This is a genomic window from Ferruginibacter sp., assembly GCF_014377975.1.
Lineage (GTDB): Bacteria > Bacteroidota > Bacteroidia > Chitinophagales > Chitinophagaceae > Ferruginibacter.
The window spans coordinates 1-16,673 of sequence record NZ_JACMOO010000141.1 but is presented as its reverse complement, the minus strand read 5'-3'; the positions used below and the strand labels follow the sequence as shown (position 1 = coordinate 16,673).

13 protein-coding genes are annotated in these 16,673 nt (G+C 36.7%); 12 read left to right on the top strand and 1 reads right to left on the bottom strand.

Going from position 1 to position 16,673, the window contains the following annotated elements; all coding sequences use genetic code 11:
• The first annotated feature begins 565 nt into the window (after positions 1-565).
• The 4 genes from H7254_RS08475 to H7254_RS08460 all read left to right on the top strand — a co-directional run bounded on the left by H7254_RS08475 (position 566) and on the right by H7254_RS08460 (position 3,032).
• Positions 566-763 (top strand): hypothetical protein, encoded by a 198-nt coding sequence (locus tag H7254_RS08475; protein WP_301932558.1) that lies wholly within the window; start codon positions 566-568, stop codon positions 761-763.
• A gap of 170 nt (positions 764-933) precedes the next feature.
• The gene (locus tag H7254_RS08470) at positions 934-1,860 is read left to right on the top strand and encodes an NAD-dependent epimerase/dehydratase family protein (protein WP_301932557.1); all 927 of its coding nucleotides are present in this window, start codon (positions 934-936) and stop codon (positions 1,858-1,860) included.
• A gap of 66 nt (positions 1,861-1,926) precedes the next feature.
• Positions 1,927-2,418, top strand: coding sequence for a thioredoxin family protein (locus tag H7254_RS08465; RefSeq protein ID WP_301932556.1), 492 nt, complete (start codon positions 1,927-1,929; stop codon positions 2,416-2,418).
• 119 nt (positions 2,419-2,537) lie between these two features.
• Positions 2,538-3,032, top strand: a complete 495-nt coding sequence (locus H7254_RS08460) for a DUF4442 domain-containing protein (protein WP_301932555.1) — start codon at positions 2,538-2,540, stop codon at positions 3,030-3,032.
• A gap of 93 nt (positions 3,033-3,125) precedes the next feature.
• Here H7254_RS08460 and H7254_RS08455 read toward each other — a convergent pair whose 3' ends face one another.
• Positions 3,126-3,959 (bottom strand): hypothetical protein, encoded by an 834-nt coding sequence (locus tag H7254_RS08455; RefSeq protein WP_301932554.1) that lies wholly within the window; start codon positions 3,957-3,959, stop codon positions 3,126-3,128.
• 1,014 nt (positions 3,960-4,973) lie between these two features.
• On the opposite strand from H7254_RS08455, the gene H7254_RS08450 reads away from it, so the two are divergent.
• The 8 genes from H7254_RS08450 to H7254_RS08415 all read left to right on the top strand — a co-directional run bounded on the left by H7254_RS08450 (position 4,974) and on the right by H7254_RS08415 (position 15,799).
• On the top strand, positions 4,974-6,377 hold the full coding sequence (locus H7254_RS08450) for an MBL fold metallo-hydrolase (RefSeq protein WP_301932553.1): 1,404 nt from the start codon (positions 4,974-4,976) through the stop codon (positions 6,375-6,377).
• Positions 6,378-6,734: 357 nt separating this feature from the next.
• Complete coding sequence (locus H7254_RS08445) at positions 6,735-9,416, top strand: AsmA-like C-terminal region-containing protein (protein WP_301932552.1); 2,682 nt, start codon at positions 6,735-6,737, stop codon at positions 9,414-9,416.
• Positions 9,417-9,716: 300 nt separating this feature from the next.
• Positions 9,717-10,724 (top strand): hypothetical protein, encoded by a 1,008-nt coding sequence (locus H7254_RS08440; RefSeq protein WP_301932551.1) that lies wholly within the window; start codon positions 9,717-9,719, stop codon positions 10,722-10,724.
• Between the two features lies 1 nt (position 10,725).
• A complete protein-coding gene (locus H7254_RS08435) occupies positions 10,726-11,211 on the top strand; it encodes a hypothetical protein (RefSeq protein ID WP_301932550.1) in 486 nt (161 codons plus the stop codon).
• Positions 11,212-11,272: 61 nt separating this feature from the next.
• Entirely contained in the window at positions 11,273-12,820 is a 1,548-nt protein-coding gene (locus tag H7254_RS08430; RefSeq protein ID WP_301932549.1) for a sensor histidine kinase, read from the top strand.
• A gap of 11 nt (positions 12,821-12,831) precedes the next feature.
• Complete coding sequence (locus H7254_RS08425; RefSeq protein WP_301923017.1) at positions 12,832-13,206, top strand: response regulator; 375 nt, start codon at positions 12,832-12,834, stop codon at positions 13,204-13,206.
• On the top strand, positions 13,206-14,246 hold the full coding sequence (locus tag H7254_RS08420; protein WP_301932548.1) for an adenylate/guanylate cyclase domain-containing protein: 1,041 nt from the start codon (positions 13,206-13,208) through the stop codon (positions 14,244-14,246). The genes H7254_RS08425 and H7254_RS08420 overlap by 1 nt, the downstream gene beginning before the upstream one ends.
• A gap of 992 nt (positions 14,247-15,238) precedes the next feature.
• Positions 15,239-15,799 (top strand): hypothetical protein, encoded by a 561-nt coding sequence (locus H7254_RS08415; RefSeq protein WP_301932547.1) that lies wholly within the window; start codon positions 15,239-15,241, stop codon positions 15,797-15,799.
• Positions 15,800-16,673 lie beyond the last annotated feature (874 nt).

Here is a 16,673-nt window from a genome sequence, read left to right as displayed (position 1 = left end):
CTAACGAACAGGGCTTTGCGATGGTTGGGAATTGACCAACTGCCCGGAACCGAAGCTAAATTTATAATTAAAAGTTGATGATAAGAACTAATATCCGGCATAATTTCGTCTGCTGCTTATAAAGTTGGGGTTTGTACTGACTCGTCCTGAAAAAAGTTTACTCGTTGCCTGCTGTAATAGTCCACGAGCTTCGTTATTTATCGTTTTTGATTTCTTTTTAATTACCTGCGTAATCATTATTGTAATCCTTAAAAATTGTGGCGAGGCAGATGTTTTATGTACCTCATGTCAATTCCTTTTTCAGCTTTCAGGATACTTTCAACGCACTTCCTGCAGTGTTACCAAAGTTCTGGTAATTGCTTTTGTAATTATTTTATTTTGACAACCATTCATTAAAAGCCAAATTGAAAAACAACTGTTAAACGGAGCGTCGCCAATGAAGTTCAATCAGGGATATCTGTTGGTAACAATAGTATTTTTTCTGGTCCCGGCTTCCCGGCAACATCTACTGCCACGCTAAGAGAGTTGGCCAGGGACCATGCTGGCAAGAGGGTGATAGTATAAAATGAAAAACTTTCATTTGTATTCCAGGAGCAACGTAATAGCGTTAGGCAGTAATGGCGGGCAATTAACGGAGGCTGACTTTGCGGGGCAGTTACTTATGTTGGGACAGTTTACTATTTTAATGCCTTATAGTTTTGATGTGCAACGGTTAGTAACAACTATACATTTGGATGGAGCCTTTCAGGAAATTAATAATTAAAAATTAATAATTAATATTTGGGCAAAGCATCAGCAAAAAATATCTTTACAAACAGGTAGAGTCAGGCTCACGCTCTCCCCGTCTTAACGGCTTGGCGAGGCGGGCTTTTGAGTAATCCTGCCCTGATTTTTTAGAAAGGCCGGGTGTCAGGTTAAACTAAAATATAATTTATGCAAACAATCCTTGGCGGCAATGGAACAATCGGATCTGTTCTTGCAAAAGAATTAACGAAATATACAAACAGCATTCGCCTGGTAAGCCGCAATCCAAAAAAAGTAAATGCAACGGATGAACTATTTCCTGCAGATCTTTCCGATCCTGCGATGGTTGAAAAAGCAATCGCAGGTTCTGAAGTGGTGTATCTTTTGGTAGGCTTTGAGTATAGTTTTAAAATATGGCAGGAAAAATGGCCAAAGCTTATGCAGTCTGTCATAGACGCCTGCATTCAACACAATGCAAAACTGGTATTTTTCGATAATGTTTATTGCTATGACAGCAGCGCCATTGCGCACATGACAGAAGATTCGCCTGTTAATCCTCCCAGCAAAAAAGGAATGGTACGCAGGCAAATTGCAGACATGCTTTTAGCAGCAGTAAAGTCGGGCAAACTAACGGCGCTGATTGCACGCTCGGCAGATTTTTATGGCCCCAATAACGACAAAAGCTTTTTGATAGAAGTAGTGTATAAAAATATTATAAAAGGCAAAAGACCCAATTGGTTTATGACGGCAGATAAAAAACATTCCTTTACCTACACGCCGGATGCAGCCAAAGCCACGGCCATACTGGGCAATACACCCGATGCTTACGGGCAGGTATGGCATTTACCCACCGATAAAAATACGCTCACCGGAGAAGAAATGATCAGCCTGTTTACAAAAGAAATGAATGTACCCGACAAGATTTTTATATTGCCTATGTGGTTATTAAAACTACTGGGATTGTTTATGCCATTGATGAAAGAAATGCCAGAGATGATGTACCAGTACGACAGGGATTATGTATTCGACTCTTACAAATTTAATGAAAGTTTTAATTTTACACCCACTACTTACCAGCAGGGTGTAAAAGAAACAATTGCCCAAACCAGGGGATAAATTGTATTGGTGGTGTTTTATTTTAGTGGTGTTTCCGTCAAACAATTATGGATTATCTTTAAGCCTATGAAGCAAAAAATATCTTTACTACCGGTTCTGTTTCTGGCCGCTCTCAGCATTTTTGCACAGGAAAAAAAGTTATACAATCCTGCTGCAAATGCCAATGCAGATATTGAAGCCGCAATTAAAAAAGCCGCCGCAGAAAATAAATTTGTAGTGTTACAGGCAGGGGGCAACTGGTGTAGCTGGTGTCTTGAATTTGCCAGAATCAGCAAGGCTAATCCTCAAATAGATTCTGTCATTAAAAGCAGTTTTGTTTGGTACGAATTAAACTACAGCAAAGAAAATACAAACCTTCCGGTATTGGCAAAGTATGGCTATCCACAACGTTTTGGCTTTCCGGTATTTATTATTTTAGATAGTAAAGGCCAGCGCATTCATACCCAAAACAGCGAGTACTTAGAAGATGGCAAAAGAAGCTACGACCAGAAAAAAGTATTGAATTTTTTACAGCAATGGACTCCCAAAGCAGTGTCTGGAAAAACCTATGTGCAATAATTAATTCCAGGTGGTTGTTTCAGTTTTGCATGCTATGTAAAGCTGGGATAATTTTTGTGTACTGTGTTTTCATTGCAATCTTTTTGTGAAAAAAATGTTTGCCTTTTAATAAATAAAGTATGAATTCCAGTAAAGATCAGTTCCTTCAGCTTGTTAGGCACCGGGTTAAGTTCCCCCTGTTTTTGCTTACAAAATTACCGGCAGCATATTTTTCGGGTGTAAGGGTAACGCAAATTGAGGAAGATAAAGCCGTGGTGACAGTGCCCTATAAATGGTTTTCGCAAAATCCGTTTAAGTCTACCTATTTTGCCTGCCTTGCAATGGCTGCGGAATTAAGTACCGGCGTGCTTGCTATGATGCATACTTACAAAAGTAATCCCACAATATCTATGTTGGTAATTGGTTTGGAGGCCGCCTATTTTAAAAAAGCTACTGGTATTACTACTTTCACCTGCGGGCAGGGGTTGGATATCAATCAAACAATTGAAGATGCCCTTGCATCTGGTGAAGGCAGAACAATTAAAATAAAATCCACCGGCAAAAATGAGGACGGAGAACTGGTAGCAGAATTTTTTATCACCTGGTCTTTTAAGGCAAAGAAGTCATTAGCGTAATTTAGTTATTGCAACTGAAATAAATATTTGCAATAATGCTATCTTAAAAATTAAATCGCCTTTTAAAACTTCATCTGGTAAATTTCAGCCAACTTATAAAGACCGTAATTGTTTAAAATCCTTCCCCAAAATATTTTTATCGCGGTTGTTGAAAAAATACAAACACACAATGGCCATGATATATGATGCTACAAATTCAGCAATTTCAGGTCCTGCCATATAAACTCGCCAGTAATGCCTGACATCTTTTTCCATAGGAAGTGCTGATAAGGACAACTTCAAACATATCCAGGATACAAGGAAAAATATGCCAACTGAAATTGGTGGAACCGGTATTTTAAATCTTTGAGTAAGGGATGAAATGAATTTAAAATGATACACACAAAATGGCAATACAAACCCAAAAAAAATGGTAAATATTTTAAACAACATATCCATTTCAAGAAGTCTTGCAATGCCCTGCTTTGCATCGCCTTTCATTGTTTTACCATCAAAAATTTCAAGATTATGAATATTAAATTCATGCTGTACATTTATTTTATTAATTCCTTTGGGTATACCAAAACCAAAAATCCGTTGCCCCCAGTCTATTTCTTCACCGGCACCAAAAAAAAGTACCATCGCCAGCAGTAATAAAAAAATGTTTTTATTTTTTTTAAAAGTAAGCACCAGCAAAATAGCGCCGATAAAATAAAATAATGATGTAAGCCATTCAAAAAAACTGTCTTCTCTCCCCCAGGCAATAATAGTATCGCCCTGGGCAATATTGAAAAATAAATAGCTTGCCAATAATACAATGGGCACGGAAATAATATAGTTACTCAACGATTTTACTTCTGATAAATAATCACGAAGTGGCTGCGGGGAAGGATCTTGTGCCGAAGTGGCAGCAGGCATTTTATTTTGATTTTTGTTAAGTGTACGCATAAAAAACATTCTACTGGTTTCAGATAAACAATATTATTTTTAAAGGAGGTGGCGAGCAAATAATTCTGTAAAATTGCTCAATAAATTTAAAATTAACGATTATTTAATATTGCCGTCTAAAAATACGGAGGTATTTAATTTTTTTAACCAGGTGTAATAAGCCAGTACTCCGCTGAAATGTGTTTTAATGTTTTGGTTTTCTACTAAATTTTATTTTAAATAGAGTATTTCTTATCTTACCCATCAAGGTGTGTAACTAGAATTCGGTAATGGTATATATACAGGCGGAGAAACCTTTTACAACAAAATCAATCAGCATAAATTGCCTTATTATTTTCTTTGAGTATGGAAAGGTTAAACAGCCATTTTCATCGAACTTTTCCAATAATAAAAAGCTTTCTTAGTATTTGATGAAAATAATTTTTACCAACTCCAGTGAATACCCTATCTGCGGCCAGCAATAAACGAAGGAATACAATTTTCTTTATTCAATATCAGTATCTGTTATTTCAAACTCAATTTCGTTTGCTATATATTTTGCACTTGTTTGATGCGCCCGTTGTTAAAGGAGGGTAATTATAATGGATGGCGCAATAAGGTAGCCTCAATTTTGGTAACCCTTTACAGAGGGGCTTCCTTGGGCAGTTGATAAGCTCAGCCATTGCAGGATGTACTTCCGCAGTTACAACGTTGCTAAAAATAACGAAGAAGCTACTTGCCTGTACTCACTGAGTTTGGTAAGAGGGCAATTTTAAAACAGCTGAGACCCCTGATAAAACTGATTCTGCAAAGCGTTCCCAGGTTTTTATTGCATTGATGGAGATGTGCTGTATGTTGTTGTTTGAAGCATCGGTGTTTAAACAATCCTGTAGCAAAGTTGTTGCGCAAATGATTATTAGTTATTGTATAAAAATTTTTTTTATCGTGCCGGTAAGGCTCAACAGTTATTTTACCTGGAATCATTTTTTATTTAGTCAATTGCTTTTTACTAACTTCAAATATTAAAATTTTAATATGAAAATAGCTTTTCATGGTGCCGCCAGAACTGTTACAGGCTCCAAACATTTACTTACTTTAAAAAATGGTAGAAAAATATTACTGGATTGTGGTATGTTCCAGGGCATGGGCAATGATACAGATATACTCAATGCCAGCTTTGGTTTTACAGCTTCTGAAGTTGATTATCTAATTTTATCGCATGCGCATATTGACCATAGCGGGCTGATTCCAAAATTAGTTAAAGAAGGCTTTAATGGAAAAATTTTTGCAACACCGGCCACTAAAGATCTGGCGGCAGTGCTCATGGAAGATTCTGCAGGCATACAGGAAAGCGACCTAAAATTTATAAATAAACGCAGGGCTTCGGAAGGCTTGCCGTACCTGCAACCATTGTACTCAACTACAGATGCATTGCATGCAGTGGATTTTTTTAAAACAGTGGATTATGATACCTGGTTTATCATTGAGGAAGGTATTGAATTTTGTTTTACGGACGTAGGCCATATTATTGGCAGCGCCGCCATTCATTTAAAAATTACGGAAGAGGGTAAATTAACCCGGATAGCTTTTAGCGGCGATGTGGGCCGCTATCGGGATGTGATTTTAAAATCGCCGGAAAAATTTCCTCAGGCAGATTATATTTTAATTGAAAGCACCTATGGCAACAGTTTGCATGATGAGCATAACCCCACACCAGATGCGTTGCTGGAATGGATCAACCATACCTGCGTTTCAAAAAAAGGTAAGCTGATTATGCCCGCATTTAGCGTGGGCCGGACTCAGGAAATTTTGTATGCACTCAATCAACTGGAACTTGAAAACCGGTTACCACCGCTAGATTATTTTGTAGATAGTCCGCTTAGTATGAAAGCCACCAGCATCATAAAAAATTATCCGCAATATTTTAACGACCGTATAAGAAAAGTGATAGAAAATGATGATGACCCGTTTGGTTTTAAAGGATTAAAATTTATAGAGTCGGTAGAAGAATCAAAGAACCTGAATTATTATAAAGGCCCCTGTGTAATTATTTCTGCCAGTGGTATGGCGGATGCAGGAAGAATAAAACATCATATCAGCAACAATATTGAAAATAGCCGCAATACAATTTTGTTAACTGGTTATTGCGAGCCTGGTTCGCTGGGAGGCAGGCTGATGAAGCATTCTAAAGAGGTAAGTATTTTTGGACAACCGCACGAAGTAAACGCAGAGATAGGCGAAATGCGCAGCATGAGCGCTCATGGCGACTACGAAGATCTCTGCCAGTTTTTAGCCTGCCAGGATACGGCTCAGGTCAAAAAATTATTTTTGGTTCATGGGGAGTACGATGTGCAACTTGATTTCAGGCAAAGGCTTATCCGCAAAGGTTTTGCAGATGTAAATATTCCGGAGTTACATTCAGAAGTGCAGTTAAGCTGATAAGATAAAATATACATGCAGCAATTTTGCTGCATTTTTTTTGTGATTTTTTATGATGTAAAAATTATTGCCCGGATAAGTTTCTCCGTTCTCCAGGTAAGGGCGGAATAAAAAAGACTGGCGTGGGCTTTAGCTCAAAATAGTAAAGGCGAAAACGCTTCTTTCATTAATTATTATTTTTGTCACTACCCTATGGGCAATCCAATTCATAGCTTTCAAAACAGGCATTGGCTCTATATTTGTACCTTCCTGTTCTATCCGGACATTGGAGTAAGTTTATCCTTTACAAAACATGGAGATATCACCGGCATATAACAGGATTTCATATTTTATTCAGACCTATACAAACCAAAAAGGATGTTTAAGAAAGTTATAAAAATTGTATTGATCAGTCTGCTGGTGTTGATTGCACTTGCTTTTGCTGCACCTTACTTATTCAAAAACCAAATTGTAAATCTTGTAAAAAAAGAGATCAATAAAAAAATAAATGCAAAGGTCGATTTTAAGGATGTGAACATTTCTTTATTTCGCCACTTTCCAAAAGTTGCTGTTGGTTTGGATGAACTACAGGTTATTGGAACTGGGTTATTTGCAGCAGATACACTAATAGCTGCAAAAAGATTGGATGCTGCGCTCAACATAATGAGTGTGATACAGGGAACAGATATGACTATCTATTCTTTGTTTGTTGAGTCGCCCCGGATACATGTCATTGTGAACAAAGACGGTTTTAAAAACTGGGATATTATGAAGCCTGATACGGTGGTGGCTGCAACTACAAGCGGAAAGTCTTTTAAAATGGCCTTGCAGCAATATGCCGTACACAATGCGTACATCAGTTTCAAAGATGAAACGGCTGCCCTCGGTACAGAAATTTTTAACCTCAACCATGACGGAAGTGGTGATTTTACCTCCGGTCAGTTTACTTTAAAAACTTCTACCAATGCAGATGCCGTAACAGTTACTTACGGCGGTATTGCATACTTATCAAATGTAAAAGCGGTTGCAGATGCGGATATACAGGTAGATAATAAAAATAATGTCTACAGTTTTAAAACCGATAAAATTTCTGTCAATGATCTTAAAATTAATGGAGAAGGGGTTATAAAAAATCTGGCTGAAAAGGGCTACGACATGGATATAAAGTTTAAATCACCCTCCACAGATTTTAAAAATATTTTATCCCTGGTACCTGCAATTTATACCAATGATTTTAGTAAGATAAAAGCCAGTGGTACTGCAATTTTTGATGGATTTGTAAAAGGTTTATACAACCAAACAAACATACCAGCCTATCACGTAAATATCGAAGTAAAGAATGGGTTTTTTCAATATCCGGATCTACCTAAACCGTTGCAGCAAATAAATATTAAAGCACAAATTGATAATCCCGATGGTGTGACTGACAACACCATCGTAAATGTTGAAAAAGCACATTTTGAAATGGACCAGGAACCCTTTGATATCCGTGTACTGGTGAAGAAACCCATCAGCAATATGTTTGTTGATGCGGCTGCAAAGGGAAAGCTTGACCTGGGTAAAGTGGCTCAATTGATAAAGCTGAAAGCGGGCACTAAATTAAGTGGCTTGTTAAATGCGGACGTATTTGTAAAAGGCAATGTAAAAGATATTGAGCAACAAAAGTTTGACCAGTTTACCGCCGGTGGAACGATTGATTTGAACAACTTTTTGTATGTGGCTAAAGATTATCCAACCGGTGTTAAAATCAATGCGCTCGCAACTTCATTTACACCTGCTATGGTGGATATTAAAACATTGAATGGTCAGTACCTTTCTTCTAACTTTAATGGCAGCGGACAAATAAACAACCTGCTGAATTATATGTTGCAGGGTAAGCCCCTGAATGCAAGCCTGAACCTGAATGCGGATAATATAAATCTGAATAACTGGATGGGAACCTCTGCAGATACTACCACCAAGGGGCCTGCGGCAGCACCTTTTGCGGTACCTGCCAATTTAAACATACTCGTTACTACAAACGTTGATAAACTGCAGTACGATAAAGTTGAGATAACCGGCTTATTGGGTAGCCTGAAAATTAATGATGAAACAGTTACCGTTGCCAATGTAAAAGGCAATGCACTGGATGGTGCGGTAATGATGAACGGAACTTATTCAACCAAAGTAAGTAAAACAAAACCCGGGATTGTTTTGGTGTACAATGTAGATAAAGTAGATGTGCAAAAAACATTTGCTGCGTTTAATACAATTCAGGTATTAGTACCCATTGGCAAATTTATTGCTGGTAAGTTAACATCGCAACTAACTTTAAAAGGTAAGCTGGGTGAAAACATGATGCCAGATTTAACGAGCCTTACCGGCAACGGTAACCTGTTGCTGATAGAAGGCTTTTTAAGCAAATTTGCTCCCCTTGAAAAAATTGCGGGTACCTTAAACATAAAAGCCCTGGAGCAAATTGCTGTAAAAGATGTAAAGACTTATATTGAGTTTAGCAACGGCCAGGTATTGGTAAAGCCTTTTACTGTAAAAGTAAACGGCATAGAAATGGAAATTGGCGGCCTGCAGGGTTTTGATCAGTCGCTGGATTATGTAATCAATATGAAAGTTCCCCGTGCCATGTTGGGAGATAAAGGCAACCAGTTAGTAAACAATTTAGTGAGTCAGGTTAATAGTAAAGGGGTGCCCATAAAAGTTGGCGACATCATTAACCTGAACGTAAAAGTGGGTGGCTTTTTTAAAAGCCCAACTGTACAAACAGATTTGAAACAGGGTGCAGAAAACCTGGCTGAACAACTAAAACAGCAGGTATCTGATTTTGCCAAAGCAAAAATTGACAGTACCAAACAAGCAATTACAAGTGCTGTAACAGATACCATTGCATCTATAAAAAAACAAGCCATTGCCAGCGCTAAAAATGAATTACTAAAACAATTATCCGGCAATAAAAATACCGGTGCCGATTCAAATAAACCAGCTGTTAAACCACAGGATGCCGTTAAAGGATTGATAAATAATTTATTTAAGAAAAAAACCAGGGATACAACTACAAAACAATAAGTTACTTATTTAATGCAGCTGGCATTGCAAATGTATAAACGATTATCAAATTTAAAATCCCTGGTAAAATATTTTTATTTGGGATTTTTTCTTTTAATTCATCAGGCCTCCATTCATAAAAGTCAGGTTGCTTAAGTACGTATTATACTTTTTAATTAAACCCACCAGTACCAATGGTTTTAACTTGCAGCAACTGCATCACTGATCATTTTCAAAAATTTAATTTTATAATTTTTTGTTTATATAAAAAGTTGGATATTTAACGCCAAAATAATTTATTAAGAGACAAAATTTTTGCTGATGAAGAAAAACATACTTTATTTTTTATTCTTTCTATTTTTTTTAATAACTACAACTGTTTCTTTTGCTCAAAGCACGCAAATAAAAGGGTTTGTAGATGTTACTACTACTTATCAAAACAATAAAGTTTCTTTTGGGTTTGATGAGCAGGATCTTTTTATAACTTCTGTACTTAGTGATAAAATTTCATTTTTAGGCGAAAGCGTTTTTAAGTTTACTCCCTCTTCCCCAACCCAATATTCGGTAAGTATTGAAAGGGTAATTATTAATTACAATATAAAGGGTAATCATAATTTGATAATGGGCAAAGTGCATACGCCTTTAAATTACTGGAACGATAGTTACCATCACGGGCGTGTTTTTTTTCCTACCATTGACAGGCCATTGTTATTTGGTGCAAACATCATCCCGTTACACACCGTTGGCCTTGGTGTTGAAGGGCACGACCTTGGCAATATAAAATTTGGCTATAATTTTTTTGTAGGCAATGGTTTAGGCTCCGCCGAAATTACGGATAATGATAAAAGTAAATCCATTACCGCGGCCATTTACATAAAACCTGCAGACAGGTTGCGCATTGGCATCTCCTGGTACCACGATGTTATATCTAAAGGCGCAGAAGTTCACCATAAAATAATAGGATGGAAAGTGAACCAGGAATTATTATCCGGCTCTATTGCACATTTTGGGAAAAAGGTAGAATTATTGGCAGAAAGTACTGCAGGTTTCAATCACACAGATACCACCGGCTCAAAAGCTACCGTGGCTTCTTATTTATATGTTGGATTAAGGGCAACGGATAAATTAGTACCCTACCTGCGCTTCGACCAGCTGCATTACCAGACCGGAGAAGTGTATTATGATAAAGATAATACTACCTCTTTTGTTGCAGGGCTACGGTACGAAATAAATTACCTGGCCGTTGTAAAACTGGAGTATCAATACCAGCATTCTGAATTTTTAAAAAATTCAAATAAAATAACCGCTCAATTTGCTATAGGCTTTTAAGATGAAAAAACTACAGTCACCCCTTTATAGAAAAGTGCGTTGTTTATGCCGGGCAAAAACAATATTAATCATTGCCATACTATTGCTAAGTGTAACCGCTAAGGCACAGGAAGCAACCCTGGTTGTAGTGGGCAATGCTACAGGTGTACCTGTAGATATTAAATTGGCTGAGCTAAAATCAATCCTGATGGGAGAGAAACAACGTTGGAAAAATGGCAATAGAATTATCATTGCGTTAATGAAGACAAATACTTTAATAGGAAAAAATACCTCTTCAAGGATATACGATATGACGGGTGACCAATTAAATAAATACTGGCTGGCATTGGTTTTTCAAGGTAAAGCACAAGCACCCACCTTCTTTAATTCAACCAGCGACCTTGAAAGTTTTGTAGCTCAAACCCCGGGTGCAATCGGCATAGTTGATAAGGCGGTTACCGATGGTGAGGTGCGATGCATTCAGGTAAACGGGCAAAAAACTTTTTGATAAATAAACCAGTAAGTATGCCTCTTATGAATTCAGGCTGCATCCATATAAAAGAATGCTCATGCACATAAATCTTAAAACAAAAATCTGGCTGACAATATGCTCTATTGTATTGATGTTCTCCTTTTTTACACTCTACTATTTTCCGCGCCAGCAGGGAAATTTGCTGATAGATAATTACAATACAGAAGTACAAAACCTCGCCAATACAGTTGCGCTGGGCGTAAAGATTGCTATTACAGAACAAAATTTTGAAGGGGTACAAACTGCCATCGAATTTGTAAAAGGCGATCCACGGCTGCAATTTGTTAGCATGTTGCAATATGATACCACCTGGGACGCAAACCACAATAATTTTCAAATAAAAAAAACTGTTTTTAAAACTTTTCCTGAAAACGAGCACCCCGATCCGGAGATAGTTACTACCAATACCCTCATTGTAAAAAGGGCAACGTTCAACACCAGCGTGATGTCTGGCGCAATATTATTGGGTTTTAACACCAACGAAATTATAAAGAGTAAACAGAAAATAACGCTTGCTTCCCTCTTTGTAAGCAGCACTGTTTTCTTTATCGGCATACTGATAGGGTTATGGCTTGCAAGAAATATTTCGTTGCCCGTACTGGCTTTGCGTGATGCAGCCAATCGTGTGGGCGAAGGCGATCTTAATCAAAAAGTAATTCATATCCACCATGACGAAATTGGAGAACTTGGTCAGGCATTTAATAAAATGGTAGACGATCTAGCTAAAACCGGTAAGGAGCTGAATGAAAAAAATGAGGTGTTATCCAGTACCAATGCTACGCTAAACAATACGTTGTTGCAATTAAAAGATACCCACGCACAATTGATACAATCAGAAAAGATGGCTTCGCTGGGTGAACTTACCGCAGGTATTGCGCATGAAATACAAAACCCGTTAAACTTTGTAAATAATTTTTCAGAAATAAATATTGAATTGATTGAAGAGTTGAAGGAAGAGCTGGATAAAAATAATTTTACAGACGTAAGGGTACTCGCCAACGATATAAAAGAAAATGAAAAAAAAATAAACCATCATGGCAAGCGGGCAGATTCTATCATTAAAGGCATGCTGCAACACAGCCGCAGCAGCAGCGGTGTAAAGGAACCTACAGATATTAATGCCATTGCAGATGAGTATTTTCGCCTGGCATATCATGGGTTAAGGGCAAAGGATAAAACTTTTAATGCCGCAATGAAAACCAGTTACGACGAAAGTATCGGTAAAATTGATGTGGTACCACAGGATATTGGCCGCGTAATACTTAACCTTATTACCAACGCATTTTATGCAGTTACCGAAAAGAAAAAACAGATAGGCAATGGTTTTGAACCGTTGGTTTTTGTGCGCACACAAAAAACAGACAATAAAATATTCATTGCTGTTAAAGACAATGGCAATGGTGTACCGCAAAAGATTTTGGATAAAATATTTCAGCCATTTTTTACTACTAAACCTACCGGGCAAGGCACCGGCTTAGGCTTAAGTATGAGCTACGATATTGTTACCAAAGTGCATGGCGGAGAAATAAAAGTAGTAACAACAGCAGGCGAAGGATCTGAATTTATAATTATTTTACCTGTTTAAAAATTACGCAAATGAAAATTTTAGTAGTGGATGATGAAACCGATGTACAGGCTTTATTTGAACAGCGTTTTAGAAAAGAAATAAAGGATAAAAGGGTGGAATGCGCATTTGCATTTTCTGGCGAAGATGCTTTATCTTATTTAAACCGCCACGAACATGAAGCTGTATTAATATTGTCGGATATTAATATGCCGGGGATGAGTGGCCTTGATTTATTGCAGCACATTAAACAAAAATATGTACAGCCAGCACCTGTAGTGATGATGATAACTGCTTACGGCGATGCTGAAAATTACAACAAGGCAAAGCAATTGGGGGCAGATGATTTTTTGACAAAGCCAGTTGACTTTACCTTATTAAAAGAAAAACTTAAAATTAATAGTTGATGCCAAAAATATTAGTGGTGGATGACGAGGTAGATTTGGAAACACTTATAAAACAAAAGTTCCGCCAAAAAATAAGAGAGCAGAAATACGAATTCTTTTTTGCGGTAAACGGAAAAGATGCGTTGGAAAAAATTGAACAGCACCCCGAAGTAGATATTGTTTTAAGCGATATTAATATGCCGGAAATGGATGGCTTAACCTTGCTTAGCCGGTTGAATGAAACGAGTCCTTTAATAAAATCAGTCATCGTTTCGGCGTACGGCGATATGGAAAATATTCGCAGCGCAATGAACCTGGGCGCTTTTGACTTTATTACTAAACCCATAAATTTTGAAGATCTTTCTGTAACGATCGAAAAAACTATCCGGCATGTAACACAACTTCGGGAAACAATTAATGCCATCAAAGAAAACAACATTTTAAAAATGTATGTAGATGAAACGGTACTAAATTTTATGGCCAGCCGGGAGTTTGAATCTTCTTTAATTGCCAATGAAATTATTGAGGGAACAGTGGTATTTATAGATATCTGCAGCTTTACTGCTATCAGTGAAACCGAACCGGCAAACACAGTGGTAGCGTTGCTAAATGAATATTTTGATGTGATGGTAAAAGAAATTATTACACAAGGTGGTTATGTAGATAAGTTTATAGGAGATGCTATTATGGCGGTATTTCGCGGCGATTATCATTTAGATAGGGCCATTGATGCATGCCTTGCAGTAAGGGCTACTATTAACGGATTGCCTGCTTTGCCAGAAGGCAGGCCTTTTGTACCTAAGGTTGCCATTGGCATTAATAGTGGCGAAATGATATCCGGTAATATTGGTTCCTCAAGCCTGCGCCGTTTAGATTATACGGTAATTGGAAATTCCGTAAATACAGCCCAGCGGTTGCAATCCATTGCGGAGCCAAATCAAATAATCATCAGTGAAAAAGCGTACGGATGTGTAAAAGAATCTTTTAACTGTAAAAAAGTAGGCGAAGTTGCAATGAAAAATATAAGTGGCGTAATGATGGTATATGAAGTACTTGATTAATTTTATTTTACTATAACTACGTTTTTAAAATAAAAAATAGTACCGTTTAAATGATGCGGCCATCTTGATAAATATTAATAAAAATGTTCTCTAAACTACAAGCTCACTTTTAAAAATAGCAGTAGTTATTTTTATGCACTGCCCAATACGCCACTCCTAATAATTATCTGCCCTTAAAATTAAAAGTATAAGCAATCTAAAAAAATACAAGGTTTACGCTGCAACCATATCAAACCTGGCCGGCTGTTTTATTTTATTTTTTTAGTTTTTGTACATTGTCTGTAGAGGTTATTACCACAAAAATAAGGAGCAGGGTAAGGTTATGCAGTGTATGTATAAAAGTAAAAAGATGTTGATTCCGGCAGGGATAAGCTGCTGATGCAATGTTAGCAGATTACTACAAGTAATCTGTTAACACCCAATCCAAAGCGGTAGTCAATATCCTTGAATATAAAAACAAACGTACGCAATTAAAATTGCTTCATACATACCCAAAATGCCTTCCAGAACAAACCTGCCGCATTTCTTTTAAGGCCAATGTTTACGCTGAACGAGCTGTAGTCTGTGTGGAACTTATTAATGTTTCATCCCCAAAAAATCGTTTCGCAAACTTTAGTACTAATGCTAAAAAGGAGCGGTTTTAGAGATGCCCCAAAGTATCCTTTAGCAAAGCTTAATTAAATAGAGATTTCAAAATGATTGAGCCAATAGAAAGTATAGTAAGGATGTGCAACAGCTTTGCTGCCTTTGCCTGCGGGGAGATAAAAATAGGATGTATGTTTACGCAGTATCTACAAAATGGTTACTGGTTAAACATCAGCCGTTGGTCAAAAATACACAACGTCGGCTCACGGGTTTGGAGTTTTATTTAGGCTGGGGAGTTGAACTTTAATGAGGGCTAAAAAAGGAATTGCATATCGTATATTAACTTTATCGTACGCCACTCTTTTGAAGAGTCTAATATTTATGGGAGAATAGAAATATTTACAATTATGTATTTTATTGATGATACCGAAGCAAGTCTGATAATTGATGACTTTACCAAACAGCAATCAATCCAGATTACGAAAGTAGCTGGCAATAAATTAAACCTCTTTGTAGATACTTTTGAGTTTAATGAGAGAAATTTCTTTGTAGAAAATTTGAAAAAACTTGGGTTTCAATTCGTTTATGATGAAGGAATATTTTATCTCCGTATAAAAGGAGTAGTTAACAAGAAAGATAAAATTCATTTTTTATTTGAAAATGGTGATGTAATAGTAAAAGTTATACCTAAAACTTTTACTTTTCATAGAACTGAATATGCAGAAGCAGTCGAACTAAATCTGGAGGAAATTAAAAGATTTGCTACAACATTTTTAAAAAAATGGAAGATAACTAAAAGTATGTTGAATACTTTTAGTATTGGCGGATTTATAGATAATAAATATTATGGACAATATCCAACAAGCGAAGAAGGTCAGTATCTTTTATTACTCACGATAAGGCAATTAATTAAACAGGTTGCCTACCATAACCCTAATCTAAATTATCAACAATTATTATTATCATAAAAATTCAACTATGCAAAAGTTAATTGTGAGTGTGCTCTTACTTTTATCAATGACAACAATGGCACAACAAAAGTATACTCTTCTTGAAACAGGTTAGCATAGAGAACCTGTATTTTCAGATACAGTAGCAAAAGAAAATAAAAAAACGGGGTACTGGCCAATATATACAGAAGACCTTGATTCATTATTAAAATTCGTTGGAACTTTTCGCCAATTAAAGAAGGTTGGCTTATAGAGAACATATTTCGATAATGACGATTTCAAAACTGCAAATATTTCTTTTGACATTATTAATATCCGCCATGCCTATGGTGACATGTATAACATAGATATTATTTCCAATACGGAAAATGGGAGTTACAAATTGAGATTAGCTAATGAAGCTGATGGAAACTATACCACTCAATATTTTATTAACGATTTTACAATTACATTATTAGGACAATAAAGGCAAGAGCAAAATTTAAGAAATAGGTTCAAGATACCAGTCGGACGAGACCACAACAAAATCACAATTTGATCTTTGGTTCCAGCGGAGTTTTCGCTGCCTGCTCTTTCAATGATAACAAAACTACCAGCGAAACCTTGATGTAGAAAAGACACCACCAGCAAATGCACATTCAAACTTTTTACAATTTTTTCTATTTCAACAATAAAATCAATATATCTTAAAATTAAAAAAGCCCCTCATTACTGAAAGGCTTTTAAAGCTGTACCACGTACGGGAACATAACCAATCAACGTAATGCATACTGGTAAAGGCTTTCAATATCTTTTATATTTTGGTGTACCAGCAACGTACCACTGATTTGAGAATTTAACAAAATAGGGTATTTTCAACTTGTGCCAATCTCGCCATTTTTTACCATAAAAT

What these genes read in the sequence shown, in the direction of transcription:
- H7254_RS08475 (WP_301932558.1), top strand. Translation starts at nt 566, where the DNA reads ATGAAAAACTTTCATTTGTATTCCAGGAGCAACGTAATAGCGTTAGGC.
- H7254_RS08470 (WP_301932557.1), top strand. Translation starts at nt 934, where the DNA reads ATGCAAACAATCCTTGGCGGCAATGGAACAATCGGATCTGTTCTTGCA.
- H7254_RS08465 (WP_301932556.1), top strand. Translation starts at nt 1,927, where the DNA reads ATGAAGCAAAAAATATCTTTACTACCGGTTCTGTTTCTGGCCGCTCTC.
- H7254_RS08460 (WP_301932555.1), top strand. Translation starts at nt 2,538, where the DNA reads ATGAATTCCAGTAAAGATCAGTTCCTTCAGCTTGTTAGGCACCGGGTT.
- H7254_RS08455 (WP_301932554.1), bottom strand. Translation starts at nt 3,959, where the DNA reads ATGCGTACACTTAACAAAAATCAAAATAAAATGCCTGCTGCCACTTCG.
- H7254_RS08450 (WP_301932553.1), top strand. Translation starts at nt 4,974, where the DNA reads ATGAAAATAGCTTTTCATGGTGCCGCCAGAACTGTTACAGGCTCCAAA.
- H7254_RS08445 (WP_301932552.1), top strand. Translation starts at nt 6,735, where the DNA reads ATGTTTAAGAAAGTTATAAAAATTGTATTGATCAGTCTGCTGGTGTTG.
- H7254_RS08440 (WP_301932551.1), top strand. Translation starts at nt 9,717, where the DNA reads ATGAAGAAAAACATACTTTATTTTTTATTCTTTCTATTTTTTTTAATA.
- H7254_RS08435 (WP_301932550.1), top strand. Translation starts at nt 10,726, where the DNA reads ATGAAAAAACTACAGTCACCCCTTTATAGAAAAGTGCGTTGTTTATGC.
- H7254_RS08430 (WP_301932549.1), top strand. Translation starts at nt 11,273, where the DNA reads ATGCACATAAATCTTAAAACAAAAATCTGGCTGACAATATGCTCTATT.
- H7254_RS08425 (WP_301923017.1), top strand. Translation starts at nt 12,832, where the DNA reads ATGAAAATTTTAGTAGTGGATGATGAAACCGATGTACAGGCTTTATTT.
- H7254_RS08420 (WP_301932548.1), top strand. Translation starts at nt 13,206, where the DNA reads ATGCCAAAAATATTAGTGGTGGATGACGAGGTAGATTTGGAAACACTT.
- H7254_RS08415 (WP_301932547.1), top strand. Translation starts at nt 15,239, where the DNA reads ATGTATTTTATTGATGATACCGAAGCAAGTCTGATAATTGATGACTTT.